The organism is Maribacter sp. PR1 (genome assembly GCF_028464145.1).
Classification (GTDB): Bacteria; Bacteroidota; Bacteroidia; order Flavobacteriales; family Flavobacteriaceae; genus Maribacter.
This window is the reverse complement of the sequence record NZ_JAQPCG010000011.1, coordinates 69991-84979: the sequence shown is the minus strand read 5'-3', so window position 1 is coordinate 84979 and position 14989 is coordinate 69991. Positions and strand designations below refer to the sequence as shown.

General features: G+C 39.5%; 12 protein-coding genes. 6 read left to right on the top strand and 6 right to left on the bottom strand.

Annotated features, from left to right (window positions below; all coding sequences use genetic code 11):
- Positions 1 to 166: 166 nt before the first annotated feature.
- Complete coding sequence (locus PP182_RS19585) at positions 167 to 1612, bottom strand: glycosyltransferase (RefSeq protein ID WP_272652941.1); 1446 nt, start codon at positions 1610 to 1612, stop codon at positions 167 to 169.
- Between the two features lie 281 nt (positions 1613 to 1893).
- Here PP182_RS19585 and PP182_RS19580 point away from each other — a divergent pair, with 281 nt between their 5' ends.
- The 6 genes from PP182_RS19580 to PP182_RS19555 all read left to right on the top strand — a co-directional run bounded on the left by PP182_RS19580 (position 1894) and on the right by PP182_RS19555 (position 9224).
- Positions 1894 to 3318, top strand: a complete 1425-nt coding sequence (locus PP182_RS19580) for a Gfo/Idh/MocA family protein (protein ID WP_272652940.1) — start codon at positions 1894 to 1896, stop codon at positions 3316 to 3318.
- Between the two features lie 121 nt (positions 3319 to 3439).
- Positions 3440 to 5179, top strand: a complete 1740-nt coding sequence (locus tag PP182_RS19575) for an amidohydrolase (protein WP_272652939.1) — start codon at positions 3440 to 3442, stop codon at positions 5177 to 5179.
- A gap of 84 nt (positions 5180 to 5263) precedes the next feature.
- The gene (locus PP182_RS19570; protein ID WP_272652938.1) at positions 5264 to 6547 is read left to right on the top strand and encodes a CitMHS family transporter; all 1284 of its coding nucleotides are present in this window, start codon (positions 5264 to 5266) and stop codon (positions 6545 to 6547) included.
- Position 6548: 1 nt separating this feature from the next.
- Positions 6549 to 7883, top strand: coding sequence for an acyclic terpene utilization AtuA family protein (locus PP182_RS19565; RefSeq protein WP_272652937.1), 1335 nt, complete (start codon positions 6549 to 6551; stop codon positions 7881 to 7883).
- 2 nt (positions 7884 to 7885) lie between these two features.
- Entirely contained in the window at positions 7886 to 8185 is a 300-nt protein-coding gene (locus tag PP182_RS19560) for an AtuA-related protein (RefSeq protein ID WP_272652936.1), read from the top strand.
- Between the two features lie 10 nt (positions 8186 to 8195).
- Complete coding sequence (locus PP182_RS19555) at positions 8196 to 9224, top strand: alpha/beta hydrolase (RefSeq protein WP_272652935.1); 1029 nt, start codon at positions 8196 to 8198, stop codon at positions 9222 to 9224.
- Positions 9225 to 9236: 12 nt separating this feature from the next.
- Here the strand turns inward: PP182_RS19555 and PP182_RS19550 are convergent, their stop codons facing one another.
- The 5 genes from PP182_RS19550 to PP182_RS19530 all read right to left on the bottom strand — a co-directional run bounded on the left by PP182_RS19550 (position 9237) and on the right by PP182_RS19530 (position 14931).
- Positions 9237 to 10310: a PA0069 family radical SAM protein gene (locus tag PP182_RS19550; RefSeq protein ID WP_272652934.1), complete on the bottom strand. Its 1074-nt coding sequence runs from the start codon at positions 10308 to 10310 to the stop codon at positions 9237 to 9239.
- Positions 10311 to 10356: 46 nt separating this feature from the next.
- A complete protein-coding gene (locus PP182_RS19545; protein WP_272652933.1) occupies positions 10357 to 11907 on the bottom strand; it encodes a hypothetical protein in 1551 nt (516 codons plus the stop codon).
- A 17-nt stretch (positions 11908 to 11924) separates the two neighbouring features.
- On the bottom strand, positions 11925 to 12707 hold the full coding sequence (locus PP182_RS19540; RefSeq protein ID WP_272652932.1) for an enoyl-CoA hydratase/isomerase family protein: 783 nt from the start codon (positions 12705 to 12707) through the stop codon (positions 11925 to 11927).
- A gap of 11 nt (positions 12708 to 12718) precedes the next feature.
- Complete coding sequence (locus PP182_RS19535) at positions 12719 to 14149, bottom strand: sensor histidine kinase (protein WP_272652931.1); 1431 nt, start codon at positions 14147 to 14149, stop codon at positions 12719 to 12721.
- Positions 14150 to 14379: 230 nt separating this feature from the next.
- Entirely contained in the window at positions 14380 to 14931 is a 552-nt protein-coding gene (locus tag PP182_RS19530; RefSeq protein ID WP_272652930.1) for a CopD family protein, read from the bottom strand.
- Between the last annotated feature and the right edge of the window lie 58 nt (positions 14932 to 14989).

Here is a 14989-nt window from a genome sequence, read left to right as displayed (position 1 = left end):
AAAGAGTGTAATTAAACTATTTTTTTAAAGCTAATGCTGTTTTAGTTAAAAGCCTAAATAGTTCAAGAATAACCCACGAATATAGGATAGAAAATGAAATTTATTTTCAAAAAAGCACTATACTAAATAGGATTACCTAAGAACCGTATTCATCATTACCTCACTACTATTTTTTTTCGGCCAGGCCTCTAGTCAGCCAACCTCTTCTATTGGCTGTTGCAATAGCGTAAGGTGTTATCCAGAATAATCCAAACGTATACATTACACTATAGGAATAAGCCCAGAATGACTCAATAAAGTTATACCGCTTCGCATAAAAAATAACCGGGAAAGTAGAAAGTACCAGTATACTCAAAAAAGTTGAGCTAACAAACAAGATTGGATGTGTTAGAACAAAATAAAGCATAAACAAAAGGAATGGGTAGCTCATAACAATCTTTGTTGCCTGACTAAAGAACAAAAGTCGAGTTCCCGCTTTAGTTCCCTCCCTAAAGTTTTTAAACACATACTTGGACATTTCAATATTCTCCCTAACATTACTCCTACCCCACCTAATGAACATTTTGTACAAACCACGAAACTTTTCGGGAACGTTGGTATACGCATATGCATTTCTTTGAAATAAAACATGATATCCTTGCTTTAAAATCATGTTGGTCATGGCACGGTCTTCGCCAATATCTGAAGGTTGTCCCATAAAGGTCTGATTGATCCAATCGTTAAGGCAAGCAAAAACAGCTGTTCTACGGTAAGCGGCCAAAGCCCCAGGGGTACAAAGAACTGAATTTAAGCTACTCTCCGCAGATCTTACGAATTCAAAACTCAAAACAAAACTTACATCCAACATTTTAGGTATCAAGGCCTTTTCATTGTTTAGAACCCTGATGTTACCTGCAACTGCTCCACATTTTTCATTGGTAATGAACGGACTAACCAAATTTCTTAGAGTGTCCTTTTTAACAATTGAATCACTATCCACCGTTACAAATACATCACCGATTCCCTCATTAAAACCACGGTAAAGGGCGTGTCTTTTTCCCATATTCTTTGGTTGCTGGCAAATGGAAACCCGATTTCCCAATATCTTTTTGGCCTCTTGCATCCAATGCCAAGTATCATCCTTGCTACCATCATCGATAGAAAGCAATTGAAGTTTTTCTACTGGATAATCGCTGTCCGCCAAGCTCATTAATGTTGCGTAGACTTGCTTACCCTCATTATAGGCCGGCACAATTACCGTGCAAGTTGGCAACTCTTCGTCTGAAACAGAGTCTATTGCCTTATATCTAAAATATCTATACAAGGTATAAACGAAGAATCCAGCTTTGAATATAAAAAGTCCAGTTGCAATAACCATAAAAATCAACCCGAAAGTCGTACTCATACGGTCTTGATTGAACTGGTCGTAATCGGCTTGTAAGACATACATCACATATATGGAAGCAATCATGAGAACGAATGTGCTTCCCATTACAAAAACTCCCCATGCATTTGCAGTATGAACGAATGATTTCAACTTGGATTTTATAAAAAAACCGTTCTTAAAGCTCGGTGTGTTATCGGAATGATTAGTGGTATTTAATTTAGAGGTAAAAGTATTTTCAAATTTCATTGTGTTTTCGATTTGTTCTAGAGGTTATACGTCAACACATGGCTGCCTGGATCATACTTTATGATTTATTTATGTAATAATTTTTTCTTTAACCTTTAAATAAGAATTAATGAGCATTTATTAATATTTTGATAGATTTTAAATAAAAATCAAAGCAAATACAATTTACCAAGTTTTTAATAGTGGTATGTATTTGTTGCAAGACTATTAAAAATACTAGGTGATTAATTGGAATTTCTATTTTTCGTAACTTTCTAGCCTAGAATAATCTTATTTATATCATGCAAAGAAGAAAATTTATAAAGAACACCGCCGCTGCTTCAACGGCATTTACCATTGTGCCCAGTTTTGTTATGGGTAAGCAACATGTTCCGCCAAGTGATACACTCTATGTCAGTGCATTCGGAGTTGGAGGCCGAGGAGCCAGTGTAATTCAAGGACTTAATGAAACCCAAAAAGTAAAATTTGTTTCCTTTTGTGATGTAGATGATAGAAGGGCAGCTGAAACTTATACCAATTTTCCTGACGTCAAGAGATATAAAGACTTTAGAAAAGTTTATGACAAGCACTTAAAGGATATGGACGCCATTATGGTTGCCACTCCAGATCATATGCATGCCTCCATAGCCCTACCCTTTATGAGAGCTAAAAAACATGCCTATGTTGAAAAACCATTGACACATAATATCAATGAAGCCCGTTTAATGACCCAGGTTGCCAAGGAGAACGGCATTGTTTCCCAAATGGGAAATCAAGGAGCATCCAGTGACGGTAGTAGGGAGGCAAAGGAATTAATAGATTCTGGAATCATCGGGAAAGTATATAAAGTGGATTGCTGGACCAACAGACCGGTTTGGCCACAAGGGGTTCCAGTGCCCCAGGGCAAAGACCGTATCCCTAAAGGGTTGGATTGGGACTTATGGTTAGGTACCGCGAAAATGAGAGATTATAACGATTCTTATCTCCCTTTTAAATGGCGTGGCTATTGGGACTTCGGTACGGGAGCCCTGGGCGATATGGGTTGCCATATAATGGAAACTCCCTTCAGTGTTTTGGGATTAGGATATCCTACCGAGGCCGAGGCAAGCTGCACAACTAATTGGGTTGGTGATTTTGTAGAAGCCGACTATAGTGAATCTTGTCCAGCTTCCTCCATAGTTAGGTTAAAATTCAATACCCCAGAACATGGGGATATAGCTTTGAATTGGTACGATGGTGGTCTATTACCGGATTTACCAGATGAGCTGAAAGATGGAGAGACTATAGGTGATTCAGGCGGTGGAAGCATTTTTTACGGTACCAGGGGAATTTTGGTCTGTGACACGTACTCAAGAAATGCGAGGTTACTACCCTCAACTACTATGGAACTTTTGACACCTCCAGAGCCTTATTTAAAACGTATTGAAGGGGATACAGGAGGTCATCAAAGAAACTTTGTAGAAGGTTGTTTACAAGGTGTTGAAACCTCTTCGGACTTTGAACGTTCCGGACCATTGACCGAAGCCGTTCTTATGGGTAATTTGGCCATTAAGGCATTCCAATATAAAAGGTTGAAAGAAGGAAAACAGTTGGGAGATTGGGATCCTTTTGAATATCCTGGAAGAAGAAAAATCCTTTGGGATGGTGACAACATGCGCGTGACCAATTGGGAAAAAGCCAATGAATGGGTCAAGGGAAGTTATCGAAAAGGTTGGGAGCTCAGTTAACCAACAAAATGATTATTGAAAAATAAAAGCTATGGCATTTCCATAGCTTTTATTTTTGCGAAACAAAGGGTTATCTTTAAAAAAGTATAAACTGCTAAGACTTGCTCGACAACCTCATATTATGAAAATAAACCGCCAACTATCCCTGCTGTTCCTCTCTGTACTAGGAGTCTTCATTTTCTATTCTTGCACTAGTGAGAAAAAGCAGATAGCAACACTATTGATACACGGGGGGCCAATATATACCGTAGATTCTGTAAACACAATTGTGGAGGCCGTTGCGACCTTGGACAACAAGATACTTTTCACAGGAAGCATGGTAGATGCAGAAAAATTTCATGGCCCAGATACCCAAGTCATAAATTTGGAAGGTAAAACTATGACTCCGGGACTTATAGAAGGTCATGGGCATTTTATGGGTTTGGGATATAACGAACTCAATCTAGACCTTATTAATACTAAAAGCTATCAGGAAATCATAGATGCCGTTGCCGAAGCCGTTAAAAAGGCGAAGCCGGGAGAATGGATTACGGGACGGGGCTGGCATCAAAGCAAGTGGGAGCAAATGCCAGAAGAAACCTTTAAAGGTTTTCAAACCCACAATAGACTCAGTGAAGTGTCACCCAACAACCCTGTCTACCTTAGGCATGCCAGCGGACATGCGGGATTTGCCAATGCAAAGGCAATGGAATTGGCCGGATTACAGGTCATGGGCAAGGATGGTATTGATGCGTTTGAAATTGACGGTGGCGAAGTCATCTTGGACGACCTTGGTTTACCAACAGGTATTTTCAACGAGCGGGCCATGACCCTAATTACCAAACATATACCCGAAAATACTCCTGAAAAGGACATTAAAGCTTTTGAACTTGCTGTGGCGGCGTGTCATAGAAATGGTATTACAGGTTTTCACGATGCGGGTATCGGTAGGGAAACCATTGCACTTTACAACAACATGAAAGCTTCCGATAAAATGAGTCTGCGCATGTATGCCATGCTGACCGGCTGGGATAAGGAATTGCTAAATGAATGGTATGAAAAAGGTCCATCAATAGATCCGAACCATCTATTTACCATCAGATCTGTAAAATTAAATTGTGATGGCGCTTTAGGTTCACGTGGAGCATGGTTGTTGGAACCCTATTCCGATCGTGAGGACCATTACGGTCATGAGACCCTTCCCATGGACTTCGTAAAGGAAACTGCTCTCAAAGGTTTACAGTATGGTTTTCAAGTATGTTCCCATGCTATTGGTGATCGTGCCAACCGGGAAATTCTGGACCGTTATGAAGCCGCCTTTGAATTTAAACCAGAGTTGGTTAATAACCACAGGTTTCGAATTGAACATGCCCAACATCTACACCCCGATGATATTCCAAGATTTGCGAAGCTAGGAGTGATACCCGCCATGCAGGCAGTTCACCTATCTTCCGATAGGCCTTGGGCAATTGATCGTTTGGGCGAAAAGAGAATCAAGGAAGGTGCCTATATGTGGCAAGAGCTATTAAAGAGTGGGGTGCCCATCGTTAATGGAACCGATGTTCCAGTGGAACCTCTTAATCCTATTGCCAGTTTATATGCCAGTGTTACCCGAAAGACTTTAGATGGTACTCCTGAAGGAGGGTATGAGCCAAATCAAAAAATGAGCAGAGATCAAGCGCTAAGGTCATACACTTTGGACGCAGCCTATGGGGCTTTTGAAGAAGATATAAAAGGCTCTATAGTAAGGGGGAAATTGGCTGATTTTACTATTTTCGACCAAGATATTATGATGGTTCCAGAAGAAAAATTTCTAAATACTAAAGTTGCCATGACCATCTTTGATGGAAAAATTGTTTATCGGGATTCCGAAAACCAATGAAACCAGATTGCATTTAGTATTGGAAACGACCCAAATGCCTATATTTAAGTTTTAGACCAAAACCAACTTAATACCTAAATTCACATGTTAGCCTGGCTTGGCCTTATCACTATTGTTGCCCTTTTGTTTCTTGTCATGAGCAAGAAAATGGCGGCGGTGGTCGCTCTGATTATAGTTCCAATAATCACAGCTCTTTTGGGTGGTTTTACTACGGAAATAACAACTTTTATAACCGACGGTCTAAAGTCCATCGCACCCACTGGGGTCATGTTTATATTCGCAATTCTGTTCTTTGGCATATTAACCGATGCGGGAACCTTTAAACCCCTAATAAGGGCCCTTCTGAAGTTTGCAGGAAATAATCCTTCTCGCGTTGCCGTAGCCACCGCATTATTGGCAATGGCCGTGCATTTGGATGGCTCGGGAGCGGTAACCTTTTTGGTGACCATACCAGCACTCCTTCCTTTGTACGATACATTACAAATGAAAAGGACAACTTTGGCTACTATTGCAGCTTTGGCTGCAGGCACCATGAATATCCTACCTTGGGGTGGACCAACCATCAGGGCAGCAACAGCTCTGGAAGTCAGTGTTACGGAGTTATTCAATCCATTACTTATTCCTGTTATCGGTGGGCTATTGACAGTATTGATTATCGCCTATATACTTGGTAAAAGGGAACGTGTGGATGAAGCTGCCAATATTGATGACATAGCACTGGAACAAGATATAGACACTAAATTGGAACGCCCTAGGCTATACTACTTCAATATTGCCCTTGTTTTGGTTGCCGTAGGAATTTTGATAAGTGGAATTGCCCCGCCACATATTATTTTTATGATAGCTTTTGCTATTTCCTTAATAGTAAATTATCCAAACCCAAAAGATCAAGGGGAACGTATCAATGCCCACGCAAAAGCAGCTCTATTAATGGCCAGTATATTATTTGCTGCGGGGTGTTTCACGGGTATCCTTAAGGGTTCCGGAATGATTAATGCCATGGCGGAAAGTGCCGTAACTTATGTTCCTGATGCTATAGGAAGTCATTTGGCCGTCATAACCGGTGTGCTGTCCATGCCCGCAAGTCTCTTATTTGATCCGGATTCCTATTATTTTGGAATACTGCCCTTATTGTCCACCACGGCATCCCACTTTGGGGTCGATGCTATTGAGGTAGGACGGGCATCTATAATAGGACAAATGACAACAGGGTTTCCAGTAAGTCCGCTTACGGGCTCCACATATCTATTAATTGGACTCACGGGAATCGAATTGGGGGATCATCAAAAAAAGACCATTCCATTGGCATTTTTGGTGACTATGGTTATTTTAATTTTATCCTTAATGATTGGAGCAATAAGCTGGTAACATGAAAAAAATTAGAATAGGAAGCGGAGCGGGGTATGCTGGAGATCGCCTAGAACCTGCACTCGAATTAATGGAACATGGCAATCTAAATTATATCTGTTTTGAAGGCCTTGCCGAAAGAACAATCGCCTTGGCACAAAAAGCTAAAAAAGCCAATCCAGAAAAAGGTTATAATGACCTACTTCTCTATAGGATGGAAAAAGTCCTTCCATTGGCACATAAAAACAAAATCAAGGTGATTACCAATATGGGAGCGGCCAATCCAAAAAAGGCCATGGAGGAGGTTGCAAAATTGGCTACTACATTGGGACTTAAAAATCTGAAAGTAGCCGCAGTTCTTGGGGATGACATATCAAATAAAATACAGGAATACGCCAACGAAACAGTCATTGAAACCGGTAAGCCATTATCCGAAACTAATAAGGATATGTTCTCCGCTAATGCCTATTTGGGCTGCGAAGGCATTGTTGAAGCCTTAAGCAATAAGGCTGACATCATCATTACCGGCAGGGTTGCAGATCCTTCCCTTTTCTTGGCACCCATGCTTTATGAGTTTGGATGGGAAAAAACCAATTGGGAAAAAATGGGAAAAGGAACTATGATCGGTCACCTATTGGAGTGCGCCGGACAAGTAACCGGAGGGTATTTTGCGGATCCCGGTATTAAAGAAGTACCGAATCTTTGGAATTTGGGATTTCCCCTAGTTGAAGTAAATGAAGCAGGGGAAGGCTTTATCACCAAATTAAACCATACTGGAGGAATGGTCACCACCGCTACATGCACTGAGCAATTACTATATGAAATCCATGATCCAGAAAACTATATCACACCAGACTGTACCGCTGATTTTTCAAAAGTGACATTCAAAGAATTACAAAAGGATATAATTGAATTTTCTGGAGCCTCGGGAAAATCGGCCACTCCAACGTATAAGGTAAGCGTTGGCTATTTAAATGGTTTTATAGGTGAAGGTCAAATAAGTTACGGTGGCCCCAACTGTATTGCAAGGGCTATTCTAGCCAAGGAAATCGTGGAAAAGAGGTTAGAAAACCTCCCTTTTGTAATTTCAGAATTACGATGTGATCTTATCGGTATAAATTCCTTATTTGATACAGGGGAAATGCCCAAGGAAATCAATGAAGTTCGATTAAGGGTAGCAGGGAAAACCAATACCAAAGAACAGGCCCAGTTCATTGCCAATGAAGTGGAGACCTTATATACCAATGGCCCTTATGGCGGCGGCGCTACCAAAAAGGCAGATGAAATTATTTCCATTGCCTCCATATTGGTACCTAAAGAGGATTTTGAAATTAACGTACTCTATAAAACTACATAGCCATGAAACTATGGGAAATTGCTCATGTCAGAACTGGGGACAAGGGAAACATTAGTAACGTTTCCGTCACCGTCCATGACCCAAAACATTTTAAAATGGTTTCGGAAAAATTAACTCCGGAATTTATTAAACAATGGTTTGGGGAACAAGTACTGGGTGAGGTCAAAAGATATAATTTACCGCAACTCGGTGCTCTTAATTTTGTAATGTACGACGCCCTTGGAGGAGGGGTAACGTCTTCTACCGCCTTGGACAAACATGGAAAAACGCTTGGGGCTTATTTACTTAACATACCTTTTTAAAACTCAGATTATGAAAAAAATATTCGTAATTCTATTTCTATCGCTAACAAGTTTGCTTTCCGCTCAAGAAGTGGCCGAAGGACAAGTTGTATTAAACTCTATTTATTCCAAAAACCTGGAAAATGATTTTGGTGAAAATCCAACCAGAAAAGTATCGGTTTATTTGCCACCAAATTATGAAGATTCAGAAACCAGGTATCCTGTAATTTATTTTTTGCACGGTTTTTTGAACGACAATAGTCTTATGAATTATATGAAGGATCTTTTGGATTATGCTATTGTGGCACAAAAAATTGACCCCTTTATTCTTGTAATACCCGATCAGCGAACCACCTATGACGGTAGTTTCTACTCCAATACGGGCATCTTTGGAAACTGGGAGGATTTTACAGCTTATGATTTGGTTTCTTATATGGATAAAAACTACAGAACCTTGGCAAAATCTGCCAGTCGCGGAATTACCGGGCACAGCATGGGCGGATACGGAGCCTTAAAAATTGCCATGAAGCACCCGGATATTTTTGAAACCGTTTATGCATTAAGTCCCGGAGCGCTAACCATCGTTCGGGAATATGGACCAAATAGCAATACCTATATTGAATTTTCCAAAATGAAAACCATAGAAGATCTCTCAAAATCCTATTTTGGGAAAGTTATCATGGCATTTGGACGGTCATGGTCTCCCAATGCCAACAAACCCCCTTTCTATTTTGATTTACCCTTTGAATATAAGAATGAAGCCATTGTAGCCAACCCCAAGGCACTTGAAAAATGGTATTCCGAAATGCCCGTTCATATGATCGATGAGTATCTCGAAAATCTAAATAAACTCAGGGCCATTAAATTCGATTGGGGAAGAAATGCTGGGGAGCGTTTTACCATACAGTGCAAAATGTTCAGTCAACGCTTGGAAAATGTAGGTGTAAAGCATTTTGCCGAAGAATATATTGGCACCCACACCAATAACATCTATACCAAGGATGGCCGAATTCCACAACAAATGTTACCCTTTTTCGATTTTTATCTTGATTTTGACTAACGCATAAAACAGTTAAAACAGACTCATCTGTCCCGTTTTATATTGTCCATGTAGCTCGGTGTTCAAAGTAGGGAACTTTTTGTTCCTAAAATATTTATGCCTCGCCAATCGGACCATATCGTGAATTTGGGTGGCAATTTTGCCTTCACCCTTGCTTCGGATTCCAAAGCGGCTATCGTTTAGGGTTCCGCCGTGACATTCCTTGATTTGGTTTAACACCTTATCCGCCCTATCTGGCATCGTCTTGTGAATCCAATCGGAAAAAATACCACCAATGGCACCATTCAATCTTACTACGGTAAAAGCGAAGGACAAGGCCCCATTGTCTGATACTGCCCGGGCCAAACCCAAGATTTCATGGCTATTGATTCCCGGAATGATGGGCGCCAGCATTGCGTTTACGGGAATGCCGTTTTCAGACAGCACTTTTATCGTCTTCAGCCTTTTGGGGATAGAGGCGGTTCTCGGTTCCAAAATCCGCCGGGTTTCCTCTTTCAGGGAGGTCACCGAAACATTCACCCCTATCAAACCATAGTTGTTCAACTCTTTTAAAAGGTCCAAATCCCTTAAAATCAATCCATTTTTCGTAATGATACCTACCGGATGCCGATATTTTAAAAATACTTCTAGACACTCCCTCGTAATTTTATATTTCTGCTCTGCAGGTTGGTAGCAATCCGTATTTCCGGATAGTACAATGGTGCACGCTTTCCAAGCTTTGCTTTTTAGCTTTGCCCCCAACAATTTTGGCGCATCACGCTTTACCAAAATTTTACGCTCAAAATCCAATCCTGCACTATATCCCCAATATTCATGCGTATTCCGTGCATAACAATACACACATCCATGTTCACATCCTTGATAGGTGTTCATGGAATACATCATCCCAACGTCTGGACTTTTGACCTCGTTAACTATGGTTTTTGGAAAAATGGGAATGTACTGGGTTCTGTTATTATCGGCCAATTCACCTTCGAGACGACAAAATTCCAGGAAGTCGTCCCTGGTCTCGTAAATATGTTGAAGAAATTTATTGGGCGTATTTTCCTGGGCACCCCTTCCTTTAATAGGATAATCAAAATTCATTTGTTGGATTTATTCCAAAATTATGGAAATAATCCATTATTAAAAATTATTTAACAGCTACTTGTACGAGTTGTTTTTTGGAACCCCGCTTTGCATAAAACATAAGCTCATCATTTAGATGATCTACGTAGGGTTTAGAAACCATTAATGGCAGGCGCGCGTCTGTATCGTCAATGACCTTTTCATAATTCATACTTCCGTTTTTGTCCAACTTGATAAGAAAAATATTTCTGTTCCTGCTTAGACCCTGCTTGAACATAATTCGTTCGTCGCTTAACTGTTGTGGGTTTTCGGCTGAAGTACTAATAAAGAAATACGTTTTATCACCCTTCGTGTACGAGCTATAGGAAGCGTAAGCCCCATCTCCTTGGGTAACCTCGGTCTTATTAATATTTCTGGCCCAAATCAAGTCACCACCATCACTTAATTTAGCGCTTACTATATCATTATGATGATATCTTGTAACCATGACACGACCCCCACTGCTATTTGCTTGAGTACTGGTACTTGTAAAATATTCTTCAGCATTGAACAGGATTTCACCTTTTGGAGTAATATCCATTCCTTTGAACACTAAATTTTTAAGAGTTTTATCATCCTCCCGACCAAATTTATCCATCATAAATTGTTGAGAGAAGGGATTGAATTTCTGCGTTTCAACATTAAGAGAACTTGGATTGAGCTTGAAATAAGCGATACCATTATAACGATTATCCTTTCTATCGGCATAAAATCCAAGGCAAAGTAATTCCTGACCCTTAAAAATCGGTTTTAAGGCCTCCGGAAACTTTCCGGGGGTGAAAAATGATTGTGTACTTCTACCTGCAGAGGAAATCCTAACCATCTCATATTGAAACTTTCTTTCTGTAGCATTAAATCGTTTCTTTTTAAAATAGGCCTTTCCAACCAAATAAACATTTCTCAAATCTTCAGAAAAGGTTATAGTCTCAAAGGCATAGTTCTTTTCTTCCACCTCATCGGAAAAGTCATGCTCCATAATTTTGTTTAGACTAGCATCAAAAACATGGATAAAATGTTTGTTCTCCTTCCGCTTTTTAAAATGCGTAGTAATGGCAAAAGCTGACTTCTCATCATTAAAAAGCACTGAGGTTGTAAAACCTGAAGAGAAATTTCGATTGTAATAGTTACGATCTAGGGGTTCTGATACGGGGTCCGAAGGAATGGACAATATCGTTTCTTTCGTAAATTGATAGTCCGTATATGGACTTCTATGAATTTGATATTCATAAGCCATACGGTCAAAATTGTATTCCAAAAATAGAAGATATGCCTGACCGTTTTTAATATAGGCATCTACAAAATTTGCATTTTTCAGCTTATAGTTAAACTCGGACAACAATTCCAAATCCTTGTTATAATGTTCAATAAAGTATCCCTTGGGCCTAAGAACAATTCCGGTAAAGTAAGATCTTACAATAACGGTGCCCCCTTCTCCATCATCAGCAATGGCCAAAAGGTTGGAGTACTTGTATTTATCATTATATTTTTGGCCAATGCTATAAGCAACATCGTTTTGTTGTGCAAAAGATGCAACCATAGTCATCAAAAAAAGAAATAGGAATGTTTTTTTTACCATGTTTGGTTCGGTATTATCTACGAACCTGGAAACTCAGCTTTTCTTTTCTCCAAAAATGCGGTAGTGCCTTCACTAAAGTCATTCGTTCCAAAACACGCTCCAAAAGCATCAATTTCCTGCTCGTAACCATTTACAGTATTCATAAAACCCGCATTTACCGCTTTTATTGCATAAGAAATGGCAACACTGGAATTATTAGTTATTTTATGTGCTATTTTGGAGCAAAGCGGTAGTAATTCCTCCTGAGGTACCACATGGTTAACCAATCCATAGTTATTGGCCTGTTCGGCCGTAATCATACCTGCGGTCATTATCATTTCCATTGCCCTTCCCTTACCCACCAATTGTGGAAGACGTTGTGTTCCTCCATAACCTGGAATAACACCTAAAGAAACCTCTGGCAACCCCATTTTGGCATTCTCACTTGCAATTCTGAAATGACATGCCATTGCTAACTCCAGACCGCCGCCCAAGGCAAAACCATTGACCGCTGCTATCACAGGTTTGGACAAATTTTCTATAAAGTCGAACAATATTCCTTGTCCCTTAGCAGCCAGTTTTTTCCCTTTTTTTACAGAGAAATCGGCAAACTCGGAAATATCCGCACCTGCCACAAAGGCTTTTTCACCACTTCCAGTGATGATTATCACCTTAATCTTTGAATCCTTTTCCAGTTCGGAGACTACCTCGTGAAGTTCTTGAATGGTTTCCCGATTTAAAGCATTTAACTTTTTTGGCCTATTAATAGTCACTGTAGCGATGGACTCATCTACTTCTAAAAGAATTGTTTCGTAAGACATCTTTTTTTAATTTATTTTATCGTTATCATATTCCCTGCCCTGGGAAATTTAACACAGAACACGGTTCCCTTGCCTGGTTGGGAAGTAAAGTTAATAATCCCCTTATAGGTTTCCACAATATTCTTTACCATAACCAATCCAAGTCCCATGCCACTAGTTTTGGTTGTAAATTTTGGTTCAAATATCTTATCCTCGACCTCCTTTTGTATTCCAATACCGTTATCTGCCACCGAAATTTTTACCATATCACCATCAACGGCAACCGAAACCAATATCCTAGGGTTAGTATTATCTTCCGGGATGGCTTGGATAGCGTTCTTAACTAAATTGGTTACGACTCGTATTAATTGGGTGCGGTCCAATTTTGCGATTATTTCCTCCTCCTCTGCAATAAAATGGATATAATCCTCATTGAATATATCCAAAGCCAATTTTACAATTTTGACCACATTCAGGGTTTCATTTTGTTGTGCGGGCATTTCAGCAAAACTGGAAAAAGCTGAAGCAATACTACTCATGGTATCTATTTGCTGTATAAGTGTTTTGGAGTATTCGGCTACCTTATCCTTAACATCTGGATCATTTGGGTCGAACTTACGTTCAAAACTTTGAACGCTCAAACGCATAGGCGTTAACGGATTTTTAATTTCATGGGCCACCTGCTTGGCCATTTCTCTCCAAGCTTGTTCCCGTTCACTTTTTGCCAATTTTGCCGCACTTTGGCTTAATTCGTCGATCATGGCATTATAGGACGAAATTAGTTTTTCAATTTCCTCACCTGGTTTATCTAAATGAATCTTTTCGTTTCTTCGGGTGAGATCTGTTCGTTCCATCATATCACTGATCGTCTCCAGGGAACGTGTTATATATTTGGAAATAAAGAAAGCAAGGACTATGGCCAGAATCAGCATTAAAAAATATACACCACCTAATCTTGCCAAGAATTCATATAGCTCCTTGTCGTTAAAGGAATTATCCTCAAAATAGGGGAGGTTAAGTATGCCAATAGGTTTAAACTGACGATCAGAGATATAAGTATATGATGCCTGATATTGATCCCCTGCAGCAGTGTTTTTTTCCACATACCTTTTATCAATACTAGTATCGAGCTGGTTCAAAACCTCTGGGTCCAAACAAAGGGAAATTGGGTCATTATCAAGCTTAGGTCGGGAACTTTTAATTAGTTGTCCATCCAAGGAATATATGTTGAAATTCATGTTTTGCACCACGGCAATCTCATAAATATCGTCTTTAAAAATAAGTCCTAAGTTTTCCGTAGTAACAGGATATGTGGTCTTCTGTATGGTTAGGTCTATACTTTGTCTGATCTGTTCTTCTTTACGAACCATTCGGTTTTCATGATAATCGATATTGATCTCTCTAAACTGATAGATGGTAACGCCCAATATGAGTACAGATGCAATAAGCACCAATAGAATCATTGATACAAAAATGCGTGACCGTAAAGAAAATCTGCTTAACAAAGGACTCGTGTTTCATTCAAAGTTAGCAAATATCACACCAAAGAAAGTTTTTGGAAAAAATCATAAGCAGGTTCAATCTCATGAATCAAGCTCAAGCTAAAAATAAAGAACAATAAATACGGTTCATTTCCGTCTATCGGTACAATCCAAAATTGGAGAACCTTCCTCAAAGATTTGGGTCAACTCTTTTAAGCTTTTGGGTTTTTGTTCCTAATTCTCTTATAGAGTTTAATACCCAACATCAACAAAATACCTAAAACTAATATACCCACAACACCAAAAATCCAATTAAAGGTACCTTTTAGAATTACTAAGAAGACAACCGAAAAAAGTATCAATGTGGCACCCTCGTTCCAAATGCGCATGTAATTGGAAGTGTAGTTGATTTCATTCTTCTGGAACTTTTTAAAAATCAAATGGTTTTTTATATGATACGCTATAAGCAAAACCACAAAACCCAGTTTTATATGCATCCAAGACTGCTGCAACCATTGAGGAAACAGTATTAAAAGCCACACAGCAAACATTGTAGCCAATATGGCTGATGGCCATGTGATAATGTACCATAAGCGTTTGGTCATCAATTTAAGTTGCTCACTTAATATTTCTTTTTCAGGGGATGGTTTTTGATGGGCCTCAATATGATAAATAAACAATCGTGGTATATAAAAAAGCCCTGCAAACCATGTTATTACAAAAATGAGATGCAAGGCCTTGATATAATTATAGTATTCCGACATGAAGTTTATGGTCTTAGGCTAATAAAATCAAAGGTAGCAAATACAAAAGATTAGCACC